This window comes from Enterobacter sp. EC_50 (assembly GCF_019584525.1).
GTDB classification, from domain to species: domain Bacteria; phylum Pseudomonadota; class Gammaproteobacteria; order Enterobacterales; family Enterobacteriaceae; genus Enterobacter; species Enterobacter roggenkampii.
In genome coordinates this window covers 1-22,549 of the sequence record NZ_VDAF01000016.1, presented here as the reverse complement: position 1 = coordinate 22,549, position 22,549 = coordinate 1, and the positions used below count along the sequence as shown (strand labels likewise).

The following is a 22,549-nucleotide window of genomic DNA, read 5'->3' as shown; positions in this document are numbered from 1 at the left end:
TCCTGTTTCTCAGGGGTACCCCCCCATAAAAAATCCGCATAATCCCAGCATTGACAGGACCTCCCCCACATTTTATTTATAGAGCCGTATTTTGCGCCTGCACCTGTTTTCGTTTCATTCTTGTGCCATGGTCGCTTATTCATTCCCTGACACGAGGTTGTTATGACGAGTTTTGTGGTCGCCAAATTTGGCGGCACCAGTGTGGCCGATTACGATGCCATGAACCGCAGCGCCGATGTGGTGCTGGCCGATCCGAATACCCGCCTGGTGGTGCTGTCTGCATCTGCCGGCGTGACGAACCTGCTGGTTTCTCTGTCTGAAGGACTGGAAGCGACAGAACGTTTCGTAAAGCTGGATGCACTGCGCAAAATTCAGTTCGACATCCTTGAGCGTCTGCAGAACCCGAACGTCATCCGCGAGGAAGTGGAACGCCTGCTGGAAAACATCACCACGCTGGCAGAAGCCGCCTCGCTGGCCACCTCCACCGCCCTGACCGATGAGCTGGTCAGCCACGGTGAGCTGATGTCCACCCTGCTGTTTGTGGAAATCATGCGCGAGCGTAACGTCCAGGCGCAGTGGTTTGACGTACGCAAAATCATGCGTACCAGCGACCGCTTTGGCCGCGCCGAGCCGGACGTTGAAGCGCTGGCGGAGCTGACCAATCAGCAGCTGGCCCCGCGCCTGGCAGACGGCATCGTGATCACTCAGGGCTTTATCGGCAGCGAAGCAAAGGGCCGCACCACCACGCTTGGCCGTGGCGGCAGCGACTATACCGCCGCGCTGCTGGGCGAGGCCCTGCATGCTACGCGCGTCGATATCTGGACTGACGTTCCGGGCATTTACACCACCGACCCGCGCGTTGTTTCCGCGGCGAAACGTATTGATGTGATCGCGTTTGAAGAAGCGGCGGAAATGGCCACCTTCGGCGCGAAAGTGCTGCACCCGGCCACGCTGCTGCCTGCCGTACGCAGCGATATCCCGGTCTTCGTCGGCTCGAGTAAAGATCCAAAAGCGGGCGGCACGCTGGTCTGCAAGAAAACGGAAAACCCGCCGCTGTTCCGCGCCCTGGCCCTGCGCCGTCGCCAGACGCTGGTGACGCTCCACAGCCACAATATGCTGCACTCCCGCGGTTTCCTGGCGGAAGTGTTTGGTATTCTGGCACGCCACAACATCTCCGTGGATCTGATCACCACCTCTGAAGTGAGCATTGCGCTGACGCTGGACACCACCGGCTCCACATCAACCGGTGACACCCTGCTGACGCAGTCGCTGCTGATTGAGCTGTCCGAGCTGTGCCGCGTGGAAGTCGAAGAAGACCTGGCGCTGGTTGCCATCATCGGCAACAAGCTGTCGCGCGCCTGCGGCGTGGGCAAAGAGGTGTTTGGCGTGCTCGACCCGTTCAACATCCGCATGATTTGCTACGGTGCGTCCAGCTATAACCTCTGCTTCCTGGTGCCAGCCGATCAGGCCGAGCAGGTGGTGCAGAAACTTCATCAGAATTTGTTTGAATAAGCGCAAGAATGGCCCGGGCGTTTTCACTACCGGGCCATTCTTTAGCTCTTCATTACTGTTCTCATCAGCAGCGAATCCAGATCTTTTAAATTTCCTTCTCTGCTGTCGGGTAGTACCGGCGGCACTTCTCCTCTCACCAGCTCACTTTGCAAAAAAGCGTGGAGTAAGGGCCGTTTAGGACCATATTCCGCTTCACCTGCGCGCTGTTTTATTTCCAGTAATGCATCGATTTCCGCACGTAACGGCGCACACAGTTCGCTCCCGGCAAGCAGTTCGTCAAAACGCATCGGTGGAACGCCTTTCCCCGCTTCTACCCACCGCGCCGCCAGCAAAGGTCGTAGAACATAAAAGTACTTTTTCAGCCGAACCGTTTCCCCCTGTAAATATCCACGGAAGTTTTTTCGGGCCATCGAGTAGTAATGCCAGCGGGCGCGCAATGGCGAAAACCACGCAGGTATTAGCGCGCGCAACTCGGCCACTACCGTCTCATCCTCCTGATAAACAACAGGGGAATCCAGCCACTCGATAAGCGTCGGGTTTGCCCCCTTCAGCAGGCCCAGTGCCTTGCGCCATTCCCAGCCACAAACGTCCAGTTCATCATCTATCGGCAGCTCGATCACATCCCGCTGGGCTTCGACGCGCAAATACCATTCTGGGCGGTGAACGTACAAAAACCGCACATCATAATCGCTATCCGGTGAGGCAAAACCCCATCCCCGGCTGCCCGATTCACAGGCGTAGAGCACGCGCACGTTATAGCGCTGCTCTATAGCGCGAAGTTGCGCGCAGACACGTGCGCGCATCGCGCTATCAACATCGTTGTTGCTCATTTTTTTATCCTTTTACACACACTACCTGACGCAGGATGTGAACGATCTCCACCAGCGACGATTGCGCGGCCATCACGGCATCAATGTCTTTATAGGCCATCGGCGTTTCATCGATCACCTCATTGTCTTTGCGACACTCTACGTGAGAGGTCGCCTGAATATGGTCGCTAAGGGTATAGCGTTTTTTTGCCGCCGTTCGGCTCATCACTCGCCCGGCGCCGTGGCTGCAGGAACAGAAGCTTTGCTCGTTGCCGAGGCCACGCACGATGAAGCTCTTTGCGCCCATTGAGCCCGGAATAATCCCCATCTGCCCTTTCTGCGCCGACACCGCACCTTTGCGCGTGATCAGTACCTCTTCCCCAAAGTGATGTTCTTTCTGCACATAGTTGTGATGGCAGTTAACCGCCTCCTGCTGCGTAATAAAGGGCTTTGTCACTTCGCGAGAGAGCGCCGCCAGCACGCGCGACATCATCACTTCCCGATTGTGGCGGGCAAAATCCTGCGCCCACTCCACCGCCTCGATGTAGTCCTCATAGTGACGACTCCCCTCCTGAAAATAGGCCAGATTTTTATCCGGCAGATGTCCCAGGTGATGCTGCATATCCTGCTGTGCCAGGGCGATAAACACATTACCGATGGCGTTTCCTACGCCGCGCGAGCCGCTGTGCAACATCACCCAGACGCGCTGCTGCTCATCGAGGCAAATTTCAATAAAGTGGTTTCCGGTACCCAGCGTGCCCAGATGCTGGTAGTTGTTGGTTTTCAGCAACTGCGGGTATTTATCCGTGAGTTGTTTAAAACGTGGGGCCAGCACCCACCAGCGATCGTCCACTTCTTTCGGTGGCGTTTCCCACGCGCCTTTATCCCGTCGAGAACGGGTATTGGTTCTCCCATGCGGTACTGCCTGTTCAATGGCGCTACGTAAACCGCTGAGATTATCCGGCAAATCACCGGCCACCAGCGACGTGCGAACGGCAATCATCCCGCAGCCAATATCCACGCCAACCGCCGCAGGAATAATTGCCCCTTTGGTCGGAATCACGCTGCCGATGGTTGAGCCTTTACCGAGATGAACGTCGGGCATCACCGCAAGGTGTTTGAAAATAAACGGCATCTTTGCAGTATTCAGTAACTGCGCCTGTGCCTCTGGCTCCACGGGAACGCCGTGAGTCCACATTTTGATCGGGGCACCGTTTGACGCCGTCAGTAATTCAAAATCATTCTGTTGCATTGCGTTATCCTTTCAGGTTAACAAGGCCGTGTAATACCTGGTCCAGGCCACCAAATACTGAAATTTTGTCGATACGCTCCGCGACCCTTTCCAGGGTTTCCAGCTCTTTTAAACGCAGCGCCACCGGGTTGTTCTCCATCACCTTTGCGGTGTTTAACAGCGATCGTGTCGCCGCCGTTTCTTCACGTCGGCGAATAACATTCGCCTGGGCCGATTTTTCGGCCTCTACCAGACGGGATAAAATCGTTTTCATATCACCAGGTAAAACAATATCTTTTACCCCAAGCGACGCAATTTCCATTCCAAGGGATGACAGGCGGCCTTGCACCTGTTTGCTGACCACCTCATCAATGATCTGCTTATCTTCCAGTAACTCATCGAGCGTGCGGGTGCCGACCGCCTCACGCAGTGCGAACTGGAGTTCGCGGTACAAATGTTCCAGCGGTTTCGTAAGCTGTCCGCAGGCCTGCAGCACGTCGCTGTAGCGCCAGTTAGCCGCCAGGTTCAGGCGCAGGTTAACTTTGTCCTTCGTCAGGATCTCCTGCCCGCTCACTTCCACCACCTGAAGGCGCGTATCCACGACCTCTGCCTCAACCAGATGGTTAATTTTCCAGTAGGCCGTCAGTCCCGGCGGTAACAGTGCCTGAATTTCTCCGTCGATTTTCACCACCCCGACGTGCCAGGCAGGTACCTGTACGACCAGCATCGCGTCGCGCCCCTTTAGCGCGCCATTGCGACGCGGTTGCAGAGCAGCATTCATCACGTCCACCGGTACCCGCACGTCGCGGGTATCAATTCTTTGCAGGGTCAACGCCGCATCCTGCTGCCAGTACAGACGACGAGTCGAAGGCGGCACAATTTCCTGCAATACGCCGTTGTTCGATAACACCCCGATTTCATCCGCAGTAAGGTCGACCGCCAGGCAGTAACGTACCACCCAGTCAGGCTGAAAGCGGCGCAGATAATCCGCCAGCGCATCCGGCACCTCGCTGCCATCCTGGCTCACCACCAGCACGTCGTCAGTATTGAACCAACCCAGACGGTGTTCACCCGCCTCCAGTACCCGGTAATAATCGCCAGCTTTTGCTACCAGTCCTAACTGACCTTTTTTTATCGTGATTTTTTTAGCCATTTTATATTCCTTAAAGTCAGGCGCGGGTGCAGGCACGAAATCACAGGGGAATGCCTTTTCGCCTGCGATCCGGCGCCATTACCGGCGACCTTCATTGGGATTGCTGACTGCGCAATCCCCGTTTTTACTTTGATGTTTACAACCAGTTTTCATTGGGAGAATGAATCGGGAATCGAACCCTTCTGTCTGTCATTGGTTGACGGAACGCCCCCGGAAAACAGCCTTGCCGTTCCTGGTGCGCCGACGGGGCCTTAACCCCCAGTGTGCTCAACGTCGTGACGTTATCTGTATTGCCAGAAGCGTGCCAAAAACAAAAATCGCCGTTTTATTTTTTTATTTTATTGATAATTAATGATTTTTATTTATCACGCTTTTCATGCATTGCCGTTCGGCTCAACATTTCTTATCCTGCTATATCGACAATTATCTTTCTGGATAAATATGAAGAAGCGGAAGGTGGTGATCGGGGTGCTTGGCACCGTGATGGATAAACGGGGAAAGCGGGCTAATCGCTTTCGCAAATGGCGACCGACCGTCGGGCTGTGCCAACAGCCGGATTTCCCGGTCGACAGGCTGGAGCTGCTACATCAACCGCGAGATCTCGGCATGGCTCAGCAACTGGCGGAAGATATTGTGCTGGTTTCCCCCCACACCGAGGTGCGTCCCAGCACGGTAACCATTGAAGACCCGTGGGATTTCGAAGAGGTTTATGCCGCGTTTCTCGATTTCGCCACCCAGTACACTTTTGATACCGATCGCGAAGAGTATTTCGTCCACATCACCACCGGCACGCATGTGGCGCAGATCTGCTGGTTCCTGCTGACGGAAGCCCGCTATCTTCCCGCCAGCCTTTTGCAGACTGGCCCTGCCAGAAAAGAAGCCTCTGCTGAGGAGACTGCAGCCGGAACTTACTCAATTATCGACCTGGATTTAAGCCGCTACACGACCCTTACCAACCGTTTTCAGCGCGAGCAGCAGCAGTCAATCTCATTTCTGAAAGCGGGCATTGAGACGCGAAATGCCACCTTTAACAGTCTTATCGACAAGATTGAACGCGTGGCGCTACGTTCAACAGCCCCGATCCTGCTGACCGGCCCCACCGGCGCGGGCAAGTCGTTCCTCGCGAACCGCATTTATCAGCTTAAGCAGTCACGCCATCAGGTTTCCGGCAAGCTGGTTTCCGTCAACTGCGCGACCCTGCGCGGTGATAACGCCATGTCCACGCTGTTCGGCCATGTGAAAGGGGCCTTTACCGGCGCACTGTCGGCGCGCAGCGGCCTGCTGCGTGAAGCCGATGGCGGCGTCCTTTTCCTCGACGAGATTGCCGAACTAGGCCTGGATGAACAGGCGATGCTGCTCAAAGCCATTGAAGAGAAAACTTTTTTCCCGTTTGGCTCCGATAAAGAAGTTCACAGCGATTTTCAACTTATCGCCGGAACCCACCGTGATATGCGCCAGTGGGTGGCAGAAGGACGTTTTCGTGAAGATCTCTATGCCCGTATTAATATGTGGAGCTTTGCCTTACCCGGCCTTGCCCAACGGAAAGAAGACATCACGCCGAATGTTGACTACGAACTTCAACGTTTCTCTCGCGAAAGCCAGACGCAAATCCGCTTCGATAAAGAGGCACGCGAAGGCTATCTGGCCTTTGCCTGTTCCAGCAGAGCGCTGTGGCGGGGCAACTTTCGCGAACTGAGCGCCAGCGTCGCACGCATGGCGACGCTGGCGGAACGAGGGCGTATTACTCAGGATCTGGTGCTGGAGGAGATTTCCCGGCTTCAGACCGACTGGCAAACTGACGTGCCACAGCCTGCAACTGACATGGAGATTGACCTCTTTGACCAGCGGCAACTGGAAACGGTGCTGGAGGTTTGTCGCCGCAGCGCATCGTTGTCTGAAGCCGGACGTGAGCTGTTTGCCGTTTCACGGCTCAAAAAAGCCAATCCTAACGACGCCGACCGACTGCGCAAATATCTGGCTCGCTTTAGTCTGAGCTGGGAAAGCATCCGGTCATAATTCATTTGAATATTACTTCCTTACGCGATAAACAATAACTATAGCCGGGCTCGATCCCGGCTTTTTATAACAAACACACGCAACATTCATCGCAAGGAAATCATTATGTTATCCGCTATTACGCGGCTGTTCCCGTTATGGGCGCTGCTGCTCTCCGTACTCGCGTATTACACGCCCACCACGTTCACCGGTATTGGTCCGTGGGTCGCCACGCTGCTGATGCTGATCATGTTCGGTATGGGTGTGCATCTGAAAGTAGACGATTTTAAGCGCGTGCTGTCTCGCCCTGCGCCCGTCGCGGCAGGAATATTCCTCCACTACCTGGTGATGCCGCTCGCGGCGTGGCTGCTGGCGATGGTCTTTAAGATGCCGCCCGACCTCTCCGCCGGGATGGTGCTGGTGGGCAGCGTCGCCAGCGGCACGGCATCCAACGTCATGATCTATCTGGCGAAAGGCGACGTGGCGCTCTCCGTCACTATCTCGTCCGTCTCCACGCTGGTTGGCGTGATTGCCACGCCGCTGTTAACCCGCCTGTACGTGGATGCGCATATTCAGGTGGACGTGATGGGGATGCTGCTGAGCATTCTGCAGATTGTAGTAATCCCGATTGCGCTGGGGCTGGTCATTCACCACCTGTTCCCGCGCGTGGTGAAGGCCGTTGAGCCGTACCTGCCCGCGTTTTCGATGGTCTGTATTCTGGCGATCATCAGCGCAGTGGTGGCGGGTTCCGCCTCGCACATAGCTTCCGTGGGCTTTGTGGTGATCGTTGCGGTGGTGCTGCATAACACCATTGGCCTGCTGGGCGGCTACTGGGGCGGGAAACTGTTTGGCTTCGACGAATCGACCTGCCGCACGCTGGCAATCGAGGTAGGGATGCAGAACTCCGGCCTGGCGGCGGCGCTCGGCAAAATCTACTTCTCGCCGCTGGCGGCCCTGCCGGGTGCGCTGTTCTCTGTCTGGCACAACCTCTCCGGCTCGCTGCTGGCGGGCTACTGGTCCGGCAAACCGATTGAGGAACAAACGAAAAAAGATGCGGTGAAACAGGGTTAATTGACTCAGCTTGCTTTACACTGAAGCCTCTCTCTCATGAGGCTTCAGCAATGGCGACACCACGTTTGACCCAGAAAGACATGACGGAAGCCGAGCAGCGCGAACTGAAAACGCTTCTCGACCGCGCCCGCATCGCGCATGGCCGCACGCTGACGAACGCCGAAACCAATCAGGTTAAAAAAGAGTACATCGATAAACTGATGGCGCAGCGTGACGCCGAGGCGAAAAAAGCCCGCAAGCTGAAAAAGCAGCAGGCTTATAAGCCGGATACTGAAACGACCTTTTCCTGGTCGGCCAATACCTCTACTCGTGGAAGGCGCTAGCTAGCGCCCTTTCTTTTTACGGCCAGGCTGGGTAAATCGCTTCCCGTTACCCGGTTTGCCGCGTCCTTTCTCTTCCGCCTGCGGCGCCTTCACGACCGGACGTTTAATCGCCTGGGTTTTCGGTTTGGCTTTGGCCTTCGGCTTCGCTTCGGACGAGGAATTCTCGATAAGCCTGAACAGCTCGATCAGTTCGTCATCCGTCAAGTCGCGCCATTCGCCCAGCGGAATGCCGGACAGGCTGACGTTCATGATGCGCGTGCGCTCCAGCTTCGTCACTTCATAACCGAAGTACTCGCACATGCGGCGGATCTGGCGGTTTAAGCCCTGCACCAGGGTAATGCGGAACGCGAACGGCGCTTCTTTCTTCACCTTACACTTTTTCGTGACGGTACCGAGGATCGGCACACCGGCGCCCATGCCGCGAATAAAGTCGTCCGTGACCGGCTTATTCACCGTCACAATGTACTCTTTTTCGTGATCGTTTCCGGCACGCAGGATCTTGTTGACCAGATCGCCGTGGTTGGTGAGGAAAATCAGCCCCTGAGAGTCTTTATCCAGACGGCCAATTGGGAAGATACGGCTGCTGTGGTTCACGAAATCAACGATGTTGTCCCGCTCACCGTCTTCCGTGGTGCTGACAATCCCAACCGGTTTGTTCAACGCGATAAACACCAGGTCTTCGGCATCACGCGGTTCGATGAGCTGACCATTCACTTTAACCACGTCGCCAGGCATCACCTGGTCACCAATCGTGGCGCGCTTGCCGTTGAGGAACACATTACCTTGTTCAATGTAACGGTCCGCCTCGCGACGTGAGCAGATCCCGCTCTCGCTAATGTATTTGTTTAATCGGGTTGATTGAGTTGGCAGCATAGTTTCTCCTGTGAAGGGCGAAATATACCTTAGGTATGGGCTGGAAAAAAAGATTAGCCGACGGTAACTGAGACGGGTTTTTTAGTTTGCGAGACGCTTTCAGGATTTTGCATCCTGTCATTTACCCATGTGTTCAAGCCTTTTAGTTTTACTCTCCATGGAGAAGTGTTTGTAGTTTATAAATCACAGGGAGTAATATGAAGGAGATTGTTCAGACAGAATCCTTCCGACGCTGGGAGCAAAACTTAAAAGATCGACGAGCGAAGACCATTATCGCTTCCCGCCTCTTTCGGTTGGCAAATGGCTTAGCGGGCGACGTTAAACCCGTGGGAGAAGGTATAAGTGAGCTAAGGATCCACTTTGGTCCGGGCTACAGGATCTATTTTAAAGACCAGGGCAATTACATCATCGTGCTGTTATGTGGTGGTGACAAAAGCAGCCAGGCCAGAGACATACTGATGGCAAAAATGCTGAGCAATGTATCCCAATCGCAGGAGTGAATGAGCATGCATAAATTAACACCTTACGATCCCGCCAACGCGTTGGTGGATGACGAGGAAATCGCCGTGTTTATCGCTGATGCACTAGAAACAGGCGACTCGACATATATCGCTAAAGCCCTTGGTGTTGTCGCGCGAGCCAAAGGCATGTCGAACATTTCACAGCAAACCGGTTTATCACGTGAGCAGCTTTATCGGTCATTCAGTGATAAAGGAAACCCAACGCTCAAAACCACGCTCGCGGTCATGAAAGCATTGGGTTTTGGGCTAACGCTCAAACACGCCGGGGATTAATACTCATCCCGCTGGTCATCTTCATCCGGCTGTTCCATCACGCTGTACGCCACCGCACAGAACAACGAGTTGAGGCGCTTCATATCACCCAGCAGCCCCAGGTGGAGTGAGCTGGTCTCGATACTCTGCACGTTCTGCTGATGCAGGCGCTCAACGTGGGCGTGCGAGTAGCGGCGGTTAAGAATGCGGAAGCGATGCTTGTTGCGGCGCAGGCGGCGCGCGCTCGGCACGTCGCTAGAGAAGAAGACCAGCATCGCCAGCTTGAGGTTGCTGACCAGCTGTTCGTGCAGCGCTTCAAGCTCTTTTAAGCCTTCAACGGAGAACGCCCGGCGTGCGGCCAGCGACTTATCGGCTATCTCGCTGCCCATGCGCTCAACGATATCGGAGGCCTGCTCAAGGTTGAGCGACATCTCAATGATTTCCGCCCAGCGGCGGGACTCCTCCTCCGCCAGCTCGTCCTGCGGCATGCGGGCCAGGTAAAGCTTAATGGCGGTATAGAGCACGTTGATATCGTCCGCCAGTCTGCGCAGCTCTTTCTCCTCTCGCGGCTCGCCGTGCATCACCTTTTGCAGCCCTTCGAGCATGGTTTCCATGGCGTCGCCCATGCGCAGCGTCTCGCGCGCGGCATTCGCCAGCGCCAGCGCCGGGGTGTCCAGCGCGGAGGTATCCAGATGCTTTGGCTTCAGGCGGGCGTCCAGCTCCGGTTCGTCCTGAATGAGTCGCTCGCAGAAGCGGGCCATCGACCCGGCAAAAGGGACCATCGCCAGGCAGCGCACCAGGTTGTAGAACACGTGGAAGTAGATCACCAGCTCCGCCTTCGGCAGCGGGAGGTTATCCATCAGGTTCGCCAGCGGATGGATAAAGGGCAGAATAATCAGGCTGCCCACCAGCTTAAACAGCAGGCTACCGAGCGCCACGCGGCGGGCGGCGGCGTTGGCGGCGCTGTTATTGAGCATCGCCAGCAGGCCAGAGCCGAGGTTGGCACCGATCACCAGACACAGCGCCACCGGGAAGGAGATCGCCCCGGCGGCGGTGAGCGTGGCCGTCAGCAGCACGGCGGCCAGGCTGGAGTAGCTGACGATGGCAAACACCGCGCCAATCAGCGCGTCGAGCATGATGTCACCGGTCAGGGAGGCGAAGATGACCTGCACGCCGTTGGCTTCGGTAATCGGGGTGACCGCCTGCACAATCAGCTCCAGCGCCAGCAGGATCAGCCCCAGGCCAATGCCCACGCGTCCAAGCTGGCCGGCCCGCGTCTGTTTGCGGCCGAGGAAGAAGATAACGCCGACAAAAATCAGCAGCGGCGACAGCCAGGAGAGATCGAAGGTCAGGATACGCGCCATCAGCGCGGTACCCACATCAGCCCCCAGCACAATGACCAGCGCCGGGGCCAGCGCCACCAGATCCTGCGCCACAAAAGAGGTGACAAGCAGGGTTGTGGCGTTGCTGCTCTGAACGAGTGCCGTTACGCCAATGCCTGCGCAGAAGGCGAGCGGCTTCTTCTCAACGCTGCTGCTGAGAACGGTACGTAAACGGGCGCCAAATACGCGCATCACGCCGGTACGGACGATATGGGTGCCCCATACGAGCAGTGCGACTGCAGAGAGCAGATGTAACAGGGTCAGCACGGATGGTTTTCCTCCTTATCTTTATCGGTTTTCCTGAGGTTCCCTGCGCGTTGCCATGTCGGATGACGGCGACGCCTTATCCGACCTACGCACAGGCCCGGTAAACGCACCGCCACCGGGTGCCAGGGATAGAACCTTATTTCAGTATAAGGGGTTAAGCGTAAGAAAGAGACAAGGCACCCATGAGGTGCCCTGTTTGTTGTAAGGAAAAGTGACGTTAGTCTGCGTCGTAGCCTAAATTCGGTGCCAGCCAGCGCTCTACTTCTGACACGCTCATGCCTTTGCGCAGGGCGTAATCTTCAATCTGATCGCGCTGAAGCTGCGCCACGGCGAAGTACTTGCTGTCCGGGTGGCTGAAGTACCAGCCGGAGACGGACGCGCCCGGCCACATGGCGTACGACTCGGTGAGCTTCATCCCGGTATGGGCTTCGACGTCCAGCAGTTGCCAGATCGTGCCCTTTTCGGTGTGTTCCGGGCAGGCCGGGTAGCCCGGCGCCGGACGAATCCCCTGGTAGTTTTCGCGGATCAGCTCCTCGTTGCTGAGGTTTTCGTTCGCCGCGTAGCCCCAGTGCACCTTACGCACGCGCTCGTGCAGGTACTCGGCGAAGGCTTCCGCCAGGCGGTCGGCGATCGCTTTCACCATGATTTTATTGTAATCATCGTGCTGCGCTTCGAACGCGTCCGCCAGCGCATCTTCTTCCAGACCGCCGGTTACCGCAAAGGCGCCAATATAGTCGGCTTTACCGCTCAGCTTCGGCGCGACAAAATCGGCCAGGCAGTAGTTGGCAAAGCCCACTTTCTCGGTTTGCTGGCGCAGATGGCGGCTGACTGCCAGCACGTGAGTGCGGGTTTCATCGCGGTAAATTTCGATGTCGTCGCCCACGCGGTTGGCCGGGAACAGCCCCACCACGCCGCGTGGGTTGAGGGTTTTCTCCGCGCTCAGCCTGTCGAGCATGTCGTTGGCATCGTTAAACAGGCGTTTCGCCTCCTCGCCCACCACCTCATCTTCCAGGATGCGCGGATATTTGCCCGCGAGCGACCAGGTCATGAAGAACGGCGTCCAGTCGATGTAGTTGCGCAGCGTTTCGATGCTGGCACTGACCTCCTGAACGCCCAGGCGATGCGCGACCGGCGGCGTATAGCTCGACCAGTCAAACGCCAGATCGTTATCGCGCGCCGCCTGGAGTGAAACTGGCGGGGTGCGCGGTTTCTTGCGCCCGTGCTGGATGCGAACGGTTTCGTACTCTTTGCGGGTGCGCTCAACAAACTCGTCGCGCTGGGTGTCAGAGAGCAGCGCGGAGACCACGCCCACCGTGCGCGAGGCGTTCTGCACGTAGACCGTCGGCCCGCTGTAGTTCTGCTCGATTTTCACCGCCGTGTGCGCCTTGGAGGTGGTCGCGCCGCCAATCAGCAGCGGAATGGTGAAGCCCTGACGCTCCATCTCCTTCGCCACGTTAACCATCTCGTCCAGCGACGGGGTGATCAGCCCGGAGAGGCCAATCAGGTCGGCATTCACTTCGCGCGCGGTCTTGAGGATTTTATCCGCCGGGACCATCACGCCAAGGTCGATAATCTCGTAGTTATTGCACTGCAGCACCACGCCGACGATGTTCTTGCCGATGTCGTGCACGTCGCCCTTCACGGTGGCGATGACCATTTTGCCGTTGCTGGAGCCTTTCTCTTTGCTGGCCTCGATAAACGGCTCCAGGTACGCCACGGCCTGCTTCATCACGCGGGCGGATTTCACCACCTGCGGCAGGAACATTTTGCCCTCGCCGAACAGATCGCCGACCACGTTCATGCCGTCCATCAGCGGGCCTTCAATGACCTCAATCGGGCGGGCTGCCTGCTGGCGCGCCTCTTCGGTGTCCTGCTCGATAAACTCGGTGATGCCTTTTACCAGCGAATATTCCAGACGTTTTTTCACGTCCCAGGCGCGCCACTCGGCCTGCTGAACGTTGGCTGCGTCATCCGACTTGCTGCCGCGGTATTTTTCTGCCAGGTCAAGCAGCCGCTCCGTGGCGTCGTCGCGGCGGTTGAGGATCACGTCTTCCACCGCGTCGCGCAGCTCGGCGGGCAGGTCGTCGTAAATCGCCAGCTGGCCGGCGTTAACGATCCCCATGTCCATCCCGTTGCGGATGGCGTAGTAGAGGAACACGGCGTGGATCGCTTCACGCACCGGGTCGTTGCCGCGGAACGAGAACGAGACGTTCGATACGCCGCCGGAGATGAGGGCATGCGGCAGCTCGCGCTTGATGTCCTCGCACGCGCCGATAAAGTCCTGGGCGTAGTTGTTGTGCTCTTCGATGCCGGTCGCCACGGCGAAGATGTTCGGGTCAAAGATGATGTCTTCCGGCGGGAAGCCTACCTCTTCGGTCAGTATTTTGTACGCGCGGCGGCAAATCTCAATTTTACGCGCGCGAGTGTCGGCCTGGCCCACTTCGTCAAAAGCCATCACCACCACCGCAGCACCGTAGCGGCGGACCTGCTTCGCGTGATGAATAAAGGTATCAACGCCCTCTTTCATGGAGATGGAGTTGACGATGCCTTTACCCTGAATGCACTTCAGCCCTTTTTCGATGACCTCCCATTTGGAGGAGTCGATCATGATCGGCACGCGGGCGATGTCCGGCTCACCGGCAATCAGGTTGAGGAAACGCACCATCGCCGCCTCGGCGTCGAGCATCCCCTCATCCATGTTGATATCGATAATCTGCGCGCCGCTTTCCACCTGCTGGCGGGCAACGTCCAGCGCTTCGCTGTACTTCTCCTCTTTGATCAGTCGCTTGAACTTCGCGGAGCCGGTGACGTTTGTACGCTCACCCACGTTCACAAACAGGCTGTCTTCGCCGATGGTTAACGGCTCAAGGCCGGAGAGGCGACAGGCAACCGGCAGTTCGGGCAGCTTGCGCGGCGGCAGTCCGGCCACGGCGTTGCTCATGGCGGCGATGTGCTCCGGCGTGGTGCCGCAGCAGCCGCCGACGATGTTCAGAAATCCAGACTCGGCCCACTCGCGGATTTGTGCCGCCATGGTGTCGGCATCCAGATCGTATTCACCGAAGGCGTTCGGCAGACCGGCGTTCGGGTGCGCGGTAACGTAGCATTCCGCAATGCGCGACAGCTCCTGCACGTACTGGCGCAGCTCGTCCGGGCCCAGCGCGCAGTTCAGGCCGAAGGAGAGCGCGTCGGCGTGGCGCAGGGAGTTATAAAACGCTTCGGTGGTCTGGCCGGACAGGGTACGGCCGGAGGCATCGGTGATGGTGCCGGAAATCATGATCGGCAGGTCAACGCCCAGCGCCTCGAACTCCTCTTTCACCGCGTAAATCGCGGCCTTGGCGTTGAGAGTGTCGAATACCGTTTCAATCAGGATCAGATCGGAACCGCCTTCCACCAGCGCTCTGGTCGATTCACGGTAGGCAACAACCAGCTGGTCAAAGGTGATATTACGAAACGCCGGGTCGTTGACGTCCGGTGAAATCGACGCAGTGCGGTTGGTTGGGCCAAGCACCCCGGCAACGTAGCGCGGCTTGTCCGGCGTGCGGGCCGTCCACTCGTCGGCGCAGGCGCGCGCAAGCTTTGCGGCTTCAAAGTTGATCTCCGCCGACAGGGATTCCATCTGGTAATCCGCCATGGCGATGGTTGTCGAGTTAAAAGTGTTGGTTTCAACGATATCCGCACCCGCTTCGAAGTAGGCGTTGTGGATATCCTTGATCACGGACGGCTTGCTGAGCACCAGCAGGTCGTTGTTCCCTTTCAGGTCGCAGGGCCAGTCGGCGAAGCGTTCGCCGCGGAAATCGTCTTCGCTCAGGCGATAACCCTGGATCATGGTGCCCATGCCGCCGTCCAGCACCAGAATTCGTTCATTTAACTGCGCACGCAGTTGCTCTACTTTGCTGCTCACACTTGCTCCCGACAACGCTCAACAAGGCCAAAAGGCTGCGTTCCATACTGGCACAATCTCGCAGGGTGGAAAAGTCGCTCAGCGGTAACATGAGACATGTTCACTATCACTCCTCCGATCAGTCAGGATAACGGTTGCAAATTCACCAAATAAAACGAAAATGATTTCCACGATACAGAAAAAGGAGATCGTCATGGTCGCGACCGTTCCCGCTAAACGCGGCAGAAAACCTGCTGCCACCACCGCTGCCGCACAACAGGGTGGACAGGTTCAATCGCTCACGCGCGGTCTGAAGCTGCTGGAGTGGATAGCCGAGTCGCACAGCAGCGTGGCCCTGACGGAGCTGGCCCAGCAGGCTGGCCTGCCGAACTCCACGACGCACCGCCTGCTGACCACCATGCAGCAGCTGGGCTTTGTCCGCCAGGTAGGCGAGCTGGGGCACTGGGCGGTGGGCGCGCATGCGTTTATCGTGGGCAGCAGCTTCCTGCAGAGCCGTAACCTGCTGGCGATTGTGCACCCGATTCTGCGCAAATTGATGGAAGAGTCGGGCGAGACCGTGAATCTGGCCGTGCTCGACCAGAGCGACCATCAGGCGATTATCATCGACCAGGTGCAATGCACGCAGCTGATGCGCATGTCCGCGCCGATTGGCGGCAAGCTGCCGATGCATGCCTCAGGGGCGGGTAAAGCGTTCCTCTCGCAGCTGACCGAGGAGCAGGTGACGGGGCTGCTGCACCGTAAAGGACTGCATGCTTATACCCACGCCACGCTGGTTTCGCCGGTGCATCTGAAAGAAGACCTGGCCCTGACCCGCAAGCGCGGCTATTCGTTTGACGACGAGGAGCACGCCCTCGGCCTGCGCTGTATCGCAGCCTGCATTTTTGACGAGCACCGCGAGCCGTTTGCCGCCATCTCTATTTCCGGGCCGATTTCACGTATGACCGACGATCGGGTCACTGAGTTGGGTGCGCTGGTGATTAAGGCGGCGAAAGAGGTCACGCTGGCGTACGGTGGGATTCGTTAAGCATGCATTGCCGGGTGGCGGCTTCGCCTTACCCGGCCTACATGATGCCCTCTGAAAACCGGATGCAAAACCGCTGCTTACGGCGGTAAGCGTACACATCTTCCACGTGCCCGTTTTTGATCCGCGTTTGCAGTCCCCGCCAGTAGCTGGCGCGGAACAGATCGGCATGCATCTCTTCGAATAGCGGCCCGATGCGCGGATCGGCGCAGAGCCAGTGGCGAAACTCTTCGGGAAACACATCGCCCGGCGAAACGCTGTACCACGGCTCGCTGGAAAGCTCATCTTCCGGGTAGCGGGGCGGTGGGATATCGCGGAAGTTCACCTCGGTCATGTAGCAAATTTCGTCGTAATCGTAGAACACTACCCGTCCGTGACGGGTGACGCCGAAGTTTTTGAACAGCATATCGCCCGGGAAGATATTGGCGGCGGCAAGCTGGCGAATCGCGTTGCCGTACTCTTCAATCGCATCTCTTAAAGCCTGACCGTCGGACTGCTCCAGCCAGATATTCAGCGGCACCATGCGTCGTTCAATGTAGAGATGGCTGATCGCGATTTTGTCGCCAAGATCGGTGATTTTGGCGGGCGCTTCCTGCAGTAAAAGTGCCATGAGTGCCGGATCGATCTGCTGCTTATCCAGCACAAAGTTTTCGAATTCCTGAGTATCCGCCATGCGCCCGACGCGGTCGTGCTCTTTAACCAGCTGGTAGCAGGCGCGGACGTGCGCGGCGGTCATCTCTTTCTGCGGCGCGAATCTGTCCTTAATCACCTTAAAGACCCGGTCGAAGCCCGGCAGCGTAAAAACCAGCATCACCATGCCGCGAATGCCGGGCGCTTCGATAAACTGCTCATCGGCCGTGGTGACATAGCGCAGGTATTCCCGGTAGCTTTCCGTTTTAGCGTGCTTCTGGCAGCCAATAGCCATATACAGCTCGGCGGTGGTTTTGCCCGGCAGGATCTCGCGCAGCCATTCCACCAGCGCGGCAGGTAACGGTGCATAGACCATAAAATAGGAGCGGGCGAAGCCAAACACGATGCTGGCCTCGGCGCTGGTGGTCAGGCAGGTATCGACAAACAGTTCCCCGTCGTCGGTACGATGGATCGGTAGCAGAAAGGGCACGATGGCCGTCGGCGTAACCAGTTTGCCCACCAGCCAGGCGGCTTTATTGCGGTAGAAAAGCTCGTTGGCCACCTGCAAATGGCTGTGGCTGAGCACCTCCGCGCCGAATGCTTCTTTGAGATGGGCGTGGATATACCCGATATCCCGGGCTTTATTCTCCCAGGGCAGACGCAGCGGCAAATCCGTCAGCACGCGGTGCAGGAGCTTTTCCCATCCGTGCTCGGGAAAGAAATCTTTCGCCAGCGGACGCGGAATGGTACGAAAGCGCCGTTCAGGCTGGGAGCTGAAGATAAATAACCGCTCAGGAGATAATGAGCGGTGGTCAAATAACCGGCAATAGACGGAGTTGAAAAAGCTCTCCGCAATCTCGAAGCGCGGGTAGTCGGGTAACAGATGGGTGTAGTGCTCCTTCACGCGCAGTAAAAATTCCGCGTCCGGACTTTTACCGTCGGTAATACAGCGCAGCTGCTCCACCACCAGACCCACATGGTGATCGTAGAGATGGATACGCTGCTTCATGGCCTGCTGAACCGCATGCCAGTCTGCATGCTCAAAGCGCTGCTGGGCGCCGGAGGTTACTTCCAGAAAACGACCATACTGGGCATCGAAGCCCTGCAAAATAGTTTGGGCAATCAGTAATTCCAGGCCACGCGACATATATTCCCCCTCACCACCAACCCTCTCCCCAGGGGGGAGAGGGGGAAAAGATTAGAACTGTGCTTCTTCCGTTGAACCCGTTAAGGCGGTGACGGAGGAGGTGCCGCCCTGAATAATCGTGGTCACATTATCAAAGTAGCCGGTGCCCACCTCCTGCTGGTGAGACACGAAGGTGTAACCGTCTTTGCCTGCCGCAAATTCCGGCTGCTGCACCTTCTCAACGTAGTGCTTCATGCCCTCACCCTGCGCATAGGCGTGCGCCAGGTCGAACATGTTGAACCACATGCTGTGGATGCCTGCCAGCGTAATGAACTGGTATTTGTAGCCCATGTCGGACAGCTGCTGCTGGAAGCTGGCGATGGTTTTGTCATCCAGCTTTTTCTGCCAGTTGAAGGACGGCGAGCAGTTGTAGGCCAGCAGCTTGCCCGGGTACTTCGCATGAATGGCGTCGGCAAAGCGTTTTGCCAGCGCCAGATCCGGCGTAGAGGTTTCACACCAGACCAGGTCCGCGTAGGGCGCGTACGCCAGACCGCGGCTGATCGCCTGCTCAATACCCGCATGGGTACGATAGAACCCTTCGCTGGTGCGCTCGCCGGTGATGAACTCGCTGTCGTACGGATCGCAGTCAGAGGTGATCAGGTCAGCCGCGTCCGCATCGGTACGGGCAATGACCAGCGTCGGCACGCCGAGCACGTCAGCAGCCAGACGCGCGGCAACCAGCTTCTGAACCGCTTCCTGTGTAGGAACCAGCACCTTACCGCCCATATGTCCGCATTTCTTCACTGACGCCAGCTGATCTTCGAAGTGAACGGCCGCTGCACCGGCCTCAATCATCGATTTCATCAGCTCAAAGGCGTTCAGCACGCCGCCGAAGCCCGCTTCCGCATCTGCAACGATCGGCAGGAAATAGTCAATAAAGCGCGGATCGTTAGGTTCGATGCCCGCCGCCCACTGGATCTGATCCGCACGACGGAAGGTGTTGTTGATCCGATCCACGACCGACGGCACGGAGTTAGCCGGATAGAGCGACTGATCCGGGTACATGCTGGAGGCCAGGTTGGCGTCCGCCGCGACCTGCCAGCCGGAGAGGTAGATAGCCTCAATACCGGCCTTCGCCTGCTGCAGCGCCTGACCGCCGGTCAGCGCACCGAGGCTGTTGATGTAGCCCTTTTTAGAGCCACCGTGCAGCAGCTTCCACATTTTCGCGGCGCCATTTTGCGCCAGCGTACATTCCGGATTGACCGAGCCGCGTAATTTCACCACGTCTTCCGCGCTGTACGGACGGCGGATGCCTTCCCAGCGAGGTTGTGTCCACTCATTCTTTAATTCTTCGATTTGTTGGGTACGGGTTTTCATGTGCAGATGCTCCATATTGTTATGTGGTGAGTTACGCCAGGAAGCGGTAGCCCGGCAGGGTCAGGAAGTCGATTAAGTCATCTGATGTGGTGATTTGCTCCATCAGGCGCGCAGCGTCGTCAAAACGCCCGCTGCTGAAGCGGTGTTCGCCCAGCTCGTCCTGGATCACCCGCATCTCTTCGGCCAGCATCTGGCGGAACAGGGTCTTGGTCACCGGTTTGCCGTTGCTAAGCGTTTTTTGATGGTGGATCCACTGCCAGATAGAGGTACGTGAGATCTCCGCCGTCGCAGCATCTTCCATCAGACCGTAGATCGGCACGCAGCCGTTGCCGGAGATCCACGCTTCGATGTACTGCACCGCAACGCGGATATTGGCCCGCATGCCCTCTTCCGTCCGTTCGCCCGCGCACGGCGCCAGCAGCTGTTCTTCTGCGATTGGTGCATCGTCTTCACGGGTGACAAACAGCTGGTTTTTGTTGTCGCCGAGCACGCGGTTAAAGACCTCCATCGCCGTATCGGCCAAACCCGGATGGGCGATCCACGTCCCGTCGTGGCCGTTACGTGCTTCAAGCTCTTTGTCGGCTTTCACCTTGTTGAGCACCTGATTGTTGCGCTCTGCGTCTTTGCTCGGGATAAAGGCTGCCATGCCGCCCATCGCAAAGGCACCGCGCTTGTGGCAGGTTTTGATCAGCAGACGCGAATAGGCGCTCAGGAACGGTTTGTCCATGGTGACAACCTGACGATCGGGGAGCACGCGATCGGGATAATTTTTCAGGGTTTTGATGTAGCTGAAAATATAGTCCCAGCGTCCACAGTTCAGACCGACAATGTGGTCGCGCAGCGCATGCAGGATTTCATGCATCTGGAATACGGCGGGCAGCGTTTCAATCAGCAGGGTGGCTTTGATGGTGCCGCGCGGCAGGTTGAAACGATCTTCCGCATAGCTGAAGACCTCGCTCCACCAGGCTGCTTCCTGCCAGGCCTGCGTTTTAGGCAGGTAGAAATACGGGCCGCTGCCTTTCGCCAGCAGGGCTTTGTAGTTGTGGAAGAAATAGAGTGCAAAATCAAACAGGCTTCCTGGAATGGCTTCTCCACGCCAGGTGACATGTTTTTCGGGCAGGTGCAGGCCGCGCACGCGACAGATCAGCACCGCCGGGTTCGGTTTGAGCTGGTATATTTTGCCGGCTTCATTGGTATAGCTGATGGTGCCGTTTACGGCGTCGCGCAGGTTGATTTGCCCCTCGATGACCTTACGCCAGTCCGGTGCCAGCGAGTCTTCAAAATCGGCCATAAAGACTTTAACGTTCGCGTTCATGGCGTTGATCACCATTTTGCGTTCTACCGGACCGGTGATCTCAACGCGACGATCCTGTAAATCTTCAGGGATGCCGCGGATTTTCCACTCGCTACGACGAATGGAAGCAGTTTCCGAAATAAAACCAGGCAACTTGCCGTTATCAATTTCCTGCTGCTGATGAATACGTGCCGCCAGCAGCTTATTGCGCTGCGGCGTAAAGCGGGTCACCAGTTCAGTCAGAAATTCTACCGCTTCTGCCGTTAATACTTGCTGTTCTTGCTCGCCATACGGCTGGGTAAAGGCCAGTTCATCGACCGTCGTTGCCTGTTGAGTCATTACTCTGCTCCTCATCAAAGATCCAAAATCACGCTCCCGACGCGAACGAAAGATCGTTGGGTAGTTTTCGCTCAGCAGGATTAAGACTATCTCTATTTTTTCTAAAATCAAAAACAATTTCCATTTTAATTATAAATTGCTATTAATTGATTGATTTTATTGAAATTAAAGTTTTAAAGAATGTTGAGTGACATTTCGGAAATAAAAAAGGCACCCGAAGGTGCCTGATTTGAATAGCTGAAACGCTTTAGGATCGTTTAGTGCAGACGATTACTCCAGCGTCGGGTTCATGTGACGCAGATCGTATGGTGTTATCTGGTAGACGTAATAGTTGAGCCAGTTAGTAAAAAGCAAATTCCCGTGGCTGCGCCAGGTCGCTCTCGGTTTGTTTTGCGGATCGTCTTTCGGGAAATAGTTGTAAGGGACATCCGGGTTAAGACCCGCTTCAACATCACGGAAATACTCTGACGCCAGGGTGTGCGGATCGTACTCAGGATGTCCGGTCACAAAGGCAATGCGCTTATCTTTACTGGCAAACAGGTAAGCGTCCCCATCTTCCGTTTCGGCCAGGATCTCCAGATCGGTGTAATCACGAATCAGCTGGGCCGGGAAGTCAGCGTAGCGAGAATGCGGGGCCAGGAAAGAATCATCAAACCCGCGCGTCAGCAACGCATGGGGATGGAGAATATGGTGTTCATATACGCCGGAGAGCTTTTCAGTGCGGGTTTGCTTGGGGATGCCATACAGAATATTCAGTGCAGCTTGTACCGCCCAACAGACAAACAGCGTGGACGTGACGTGATCTTTTGCCCATTCCAGCACCTGTTTGATCTGCGGCCAGTAAGCGACATCGTTAAATTCCACCAGGCCCAGCGGCGCGCCGGTCACAATCAGTCCGTCGAAGTTTTCACCCTGAATGTCATCAAAGTTGCAGTAGAAGTTGTTCAGGTGCTCAGAAGGCGTATTGCGAGACTCACGGGCGTCGATCCGCAGCAGCTGAATATCAACCTGCAGCGGGGAGTTCGACAGCAGACGCAGGAACTGGTTTTCTGTTTCGATCTTTTTGGGCATCAGATTGAGAATAAGCACCTTCAGCGGGCGAATTTCCTGACCTGTCGCACGTGAAGTCGTCATCACAAAGACATTTTCTTCACGCAAGAAATTGACGGCTGGTAGCTCGTCCTGCACCCGAATCGGCATAGCTTTATATCCTCACAGCATACGTATAAACGTTTAGACATCCAGACAGCTAACGATACCCAGAAATGATCGGAATGTCGAGTCTGCAAGGCGAAGGTGAGAAAGTTTCAGGGAGAGGGAGAGGAAGAAAAACAAAAGCAAAAAACCCCGCACCTTTCGGTACGGGGTTCTTCTTGTTTGATGCCTGGCAGTTCCCTACTCTCACATGGGGAGACCCCACACTACCATCGGCGCTACGGCGTTTCACTTCTGAGTTCGGCATGGGGTCAGGT

At 56.7% G+C, this 22,549-nt stretch carries 17 protein-coding genes and 1 rRNA gene; 7 read left to right on the top strand and 11 right to left on the bottom strand.

Translation table 11 applies throughout. From position 1 onward, the window contains the following. Positions 1-162 precede the first annotated feature (162 nt). Complete coding sequence (gene lysC / locus FHC48_RS14400; RefSeq protein ID WP_008503421.1) at positions 163-1,512, top strand: lysine-sensitive aspartokinase 3; 1,350 nt, start codon at positions 163-165, stop codon at positions 1,510-1,512. 41 nt (positions 1,513-1,553) lie between these two features. On the opposite strand, the gene FHC48_RS14395 is transcribed toward lysC, so the two are convergent. The 3 genes from FHC48_RS14395 to FHC48_RS14385 are packed head-to-tail and all read right to left on the bottom strand — an operon-like array spanning position 1,554 to position 4,705. Continuing rightward, on the bottom strand, positions 1,554-2,342 hold the full coding sequence (locus FHC48_RS14395; RefSeq protein WP_023293546.1) for a nucleotidyltransferase domain-containing protein: 789 nt from the start codon (positions 2,340-2,342) through the stop codon (positions 1,554-1,556). 4 nt (positions 2,343-2,346) lie between these two features. After that, positions 2,347-3,573 carry an RtcB family protein gene (locus tag FHC48_RS14390; RefSeq protein WP_032664694.1) on the bottom strand — a complete coding sequence of 409 codons (1,227 nt, stop codon included), beginning with the start codon at positions 3,571-3,573 and terminating at the stop codon, positions 2,347-2,349. A 4-nt stretch (positions 3,574-3,577) separates the two neighbouring features. After that, on the bottom strand, positions 3,578-4,705 hold the full coding sequence (locus FHC48_RS14385; protein WP_059363956.1) for a slipin family protein: 1,128 nt from the start codon (positions 4,703-4,705) through the stop codon (positions 3,578-3,580). Between the two features lie 441 nt (positions 4,706-5,146). Here FHC48_RS14385 and rtcR point away from each other — a divergent pair, with 441 nt between their 5' ends. From rtcR to FHC48_RS14370, 3 genes are all read left to right on the top strand, one after another. Next, positions 5,147-6,721 carry an RNA repair transcriptional activator RtcR gene (gene rtcR, locus FHC48_RS14380; protein WP_032664693.1) on the top strand — a complete coding sequence of 525 codons (1,575 nt, stop codon included), beginning with the start codon at positions 5,147-5,149 and terminating at the stop codon, positions 6,719-6,721. Positions 6,722-6,826: 105 nt separating this feature from the next. Next, on the top strand, positions 6,827-7,771 hold the full coding sequence (panS, locus tag FHC48_RS14375; protein WP_023293551.1) for a ketopantoate/pantoate/pantothenate transporter PanS: 945 nt from the start codon (positions 6,827-6,829) through the stop codon (positions 7,769-7,771). Positions 7,772-7,821: 50 nt separating this feature from the next. After that, positions 7,822-8,094 carry a DUF3811 domain-containing protein gene (locus FHC48_RS14370; RefSeq protein WP_014830263.1) on the top strand — a complete coding sequence of 91 codons (273 nt, stop codon included), beginning with the start codon at positions 7,822-7,824 and terminating at the stop codon, positions 8,092-8,094. Here the strand turns inward: FHC48_RS14370 and rluF are convergent, their stop codons facing one another. Continuing rightward, positions 8,095-8,967, bottom strand: coding sequence for a 23S rRNA pseudouridine(2604) synthase RluF (gene rluF, locus FHC48_RS14365; protein ID WP_045352872.1), 873 nt, complete (start codon positions 8,965-8,967; stop codon positions 8,095-8,097). A 197-nt stretch (positions 8,968-9,164) separates the two neighbouring features. Here rluF and FHC48_RS14360 point away from each other — a divergent pair, with 197 nt between their 5' ends. Beyond that, the gene (locus FHC48_RS14360) at positions 9,165-9,467 is read left to right on the top strand and encodes a type II toxin-antitoxin system RelE/ParE family toxin (RefSeq protein ID WP_059363955.1); all 303 of its coding nucleotides are present in this window, start codon (positions 9,165-9,167) and stop codon (positions 9,465-9,467) included. A 6-nt stretch (positions 9,468-9,473) separates the two neighbouring features. Next, on the top strand, positions 9,474-9,761 hold the full coding sequence (locus FHC48_RS14355) for an addiction module antidote protein (RefSeq protein ID WP_021242718.1): 288 nt from the start codon (positions 9,474-9,476) through the stop codon (positions 9,759-9,761). On the opposite strand, the gene FHC48_RS14350 is transcribed toward FHC48_RS14355, so the two are convergent. Beyond that, positions 9,758-11,389, bottom strand: a complete 1,632-nt coding sequence (locus FHC48_RS14350) for a Na/Pi cotransporter family protein (RefSeq protein ID WP_008503411.1) — start codon at positions 11,387-11,389, stop codon at positions 9,758-9,760. The two genes, FHC48_RS14355 and FHC48_RS14350, sit on opposite strands and share 4 nt — an antisense overlap. 217 nt (positions 11,390-11,606) lie before the next feature. After that, complete coding sequence (gene metH, locus FHC48_RS14345; protein ID WP_059363954.1) at positions 11,607-15,290, bottom strand: methionine synthase; 3,684 nt, start codon at positions 15,288-15,290, stop codon at positions 11,607-11,609. A gap of 193 nt (positions 15,291-15,483) precedes the next feature. On the opposite strand from metH, the gene iclR reads away from it, so the two are divergent. Beyond that, positions 15,484-16,314: a glyoxylate bypass operon transcriptional repressor IclR gene (gene iclR / locus FHC48_RS14340; RefSeq protein WP_023293555.1), complete on the top strand. Its 831-nt coding sequence runs from the start codon at positions 15,484-15,486 to the stop codon at positions 16,312-16,314. Positions 16,315-16,351: 37 nt separating this feature from the next. Here iclR and aceK read toward each other — a convergent pair whose 3' ends face one another. The 5 genes from aceK to rrf all read right to left on the bottom strand — a co-directional run. Further along, complete coding sequence (gene aceK / locus FHC48_RS14335) at positions 16,352-18,088, bottom strand: bifunctional isocitrate dehydrogenase kinase/phosphatase (protein ID WP_021242715.1); 1,737 nt, start codon at positions 18,086-18,088, stop codon at positions 16,352-16,354. A gap of 51 nt (positions 18,089-18,139) precedes the next feature. Next, on the bottom strand, positions 18,140-19,444 hold the full coding sequence (aceA, locus tag FHC48_RS14330) for an isocitrate lyase (protein WP_059363953.1): 1,305 nt from the start codon (positions 19,442-19,444) through the stop codon (positions 18,140-18,142). Between the two features lie 31 nt (positions 19,445-19,475). After that, complete coding sequence (aceB, locus tag FHC48_RS14325; RefSeq protein ID WP_008503406.1) at positions 19,476-21,077, bottom strand: malate synthase A; 1,602 nt, start codon at positions 21,075-21,077, stop codon at positions 19,476-19,478. A gap of 270 nt (positions 21,078-21,347) precedes the next feature. Continuing rightward, entirely contained in the window at positions 21,348-22,277 is a 930-nt protein-coding gene (gene metA, locus FHC48_RS14320) for a homoserine O-succinyltransferase (protein WP_008503405.1), read from the bottom strand. 182 nt (positions 22,278-22,459) lie between these two features. Beyond that, positions 22,460-22,549, bottom strand: a 5S ribosomal RNA gene (rrf, locus tag FHC48_RS14315); the annotation flags it as partial.

Excerpts from the sequence above, each read along its gene's own strand:
- lysC (WP_008503421.1), top strand. The coding sequence starts at position 163 with ATGACGAGTTTTGTGGTCGCCAAATTTGGCGGCACCAGTGTGGCCGAT.
- FHC48_RS14395 (WP_023293546.1), bottom strand. The coding sequence starts at position 2,342 with ATGAGCAACAACGATGTTGATAGCGCGATGCGCGCACGTGTCTGCGCG.
- FHC48_RS14390 (WP_032664694.1), bottom strand. The coding sequence starts at position 3,573 with ATGCAACAGAATGATTTTGAATTACTGACGGCGTCAAACGGTGCCCCG.
- FHC48_RS14385 (WP_059363956.1), bottom strand. The coding sequence starts at position 4,705 with ATGGCTAAAAAAATCACGATAAAAAAAGGTCAGTTAGGACTGGTAGCA.
- rtcR (WP_032664693.1), top strand. The coding sequence starts at position 5,147 with ATGAAGAAGCGGAAGGTGGTGATCGGGGTGCTTGGCACCGTGATGGAT.
- panS (WP_023293551.1), top strand. The coding sequence starts at position 6,827 with ATGTTATCCGCTATTACGCGGCTGTTCCCGTTATGGGCGCTGCTGCTC.
- FHC48_RS14370 (WP_014830263.1), top strand. The coding sequence starts at position 7,822 with ATGGCGACACCACGTTTGACCCAGAAAGACATGACGGAAGCCGAGCAG.
- rluF (WP_045352872.1), bottom strand. The coding sequence starts at position 8,967 with ATGCTGCCAACTCAATCAACCCGATTAAACAAATACATTAGCGAGAGC.
- FHC48_RS14360 (WP_059363955.1), top strand. The coding sequence starts at position 9,165 with ATGAAGGAGATTGTTCAGACAGAATCCTTCCGACGCTGGGAGCAAAAC.
- FHC48_RS14355 (WP_021242718.1), top strand. The coding sequence starts at position 9,474 with ATGCATAAATTAACACCTTACGATCCCGCCAACGCGTTGGTGGATGAC.
- iclR (WP_023293555.1), top strand. The coding sequence starts at position 15,484 with ATGGTCGCGACCGTTCCCGCTAAACGCGGCAGAAAACCTGCTGCCACC.
- aceK (WP_021242715.1), bottom strand. The coding sequence starts at position 18,088 with ATGTCGCGTGGCCTGGAATTACTGATTGCCCAAACTATTTTGCAGGGC.
- aceA (WP_059363953.1), bottom strand. The coding sequence starts at position 19,444 with ATGAAAACCCGTACCCAACAAATCGAAGAATTAAAGAATGAGTGGACA.
- aceB (WP_008503406.1), bottom strand. The coding sequence starts at position 21,077 with ATGACTCAACAGGCAACGACGGTCGATGAACTGGCCTTTACCCAGCCG.
- metA (WP_008503405.1), bottom strand. The coding sequence starts at position 22,277 with ATGCCGATTCGGGTGCAGGACGAGCTACCAGCCGTCAATTTCTTGCGT.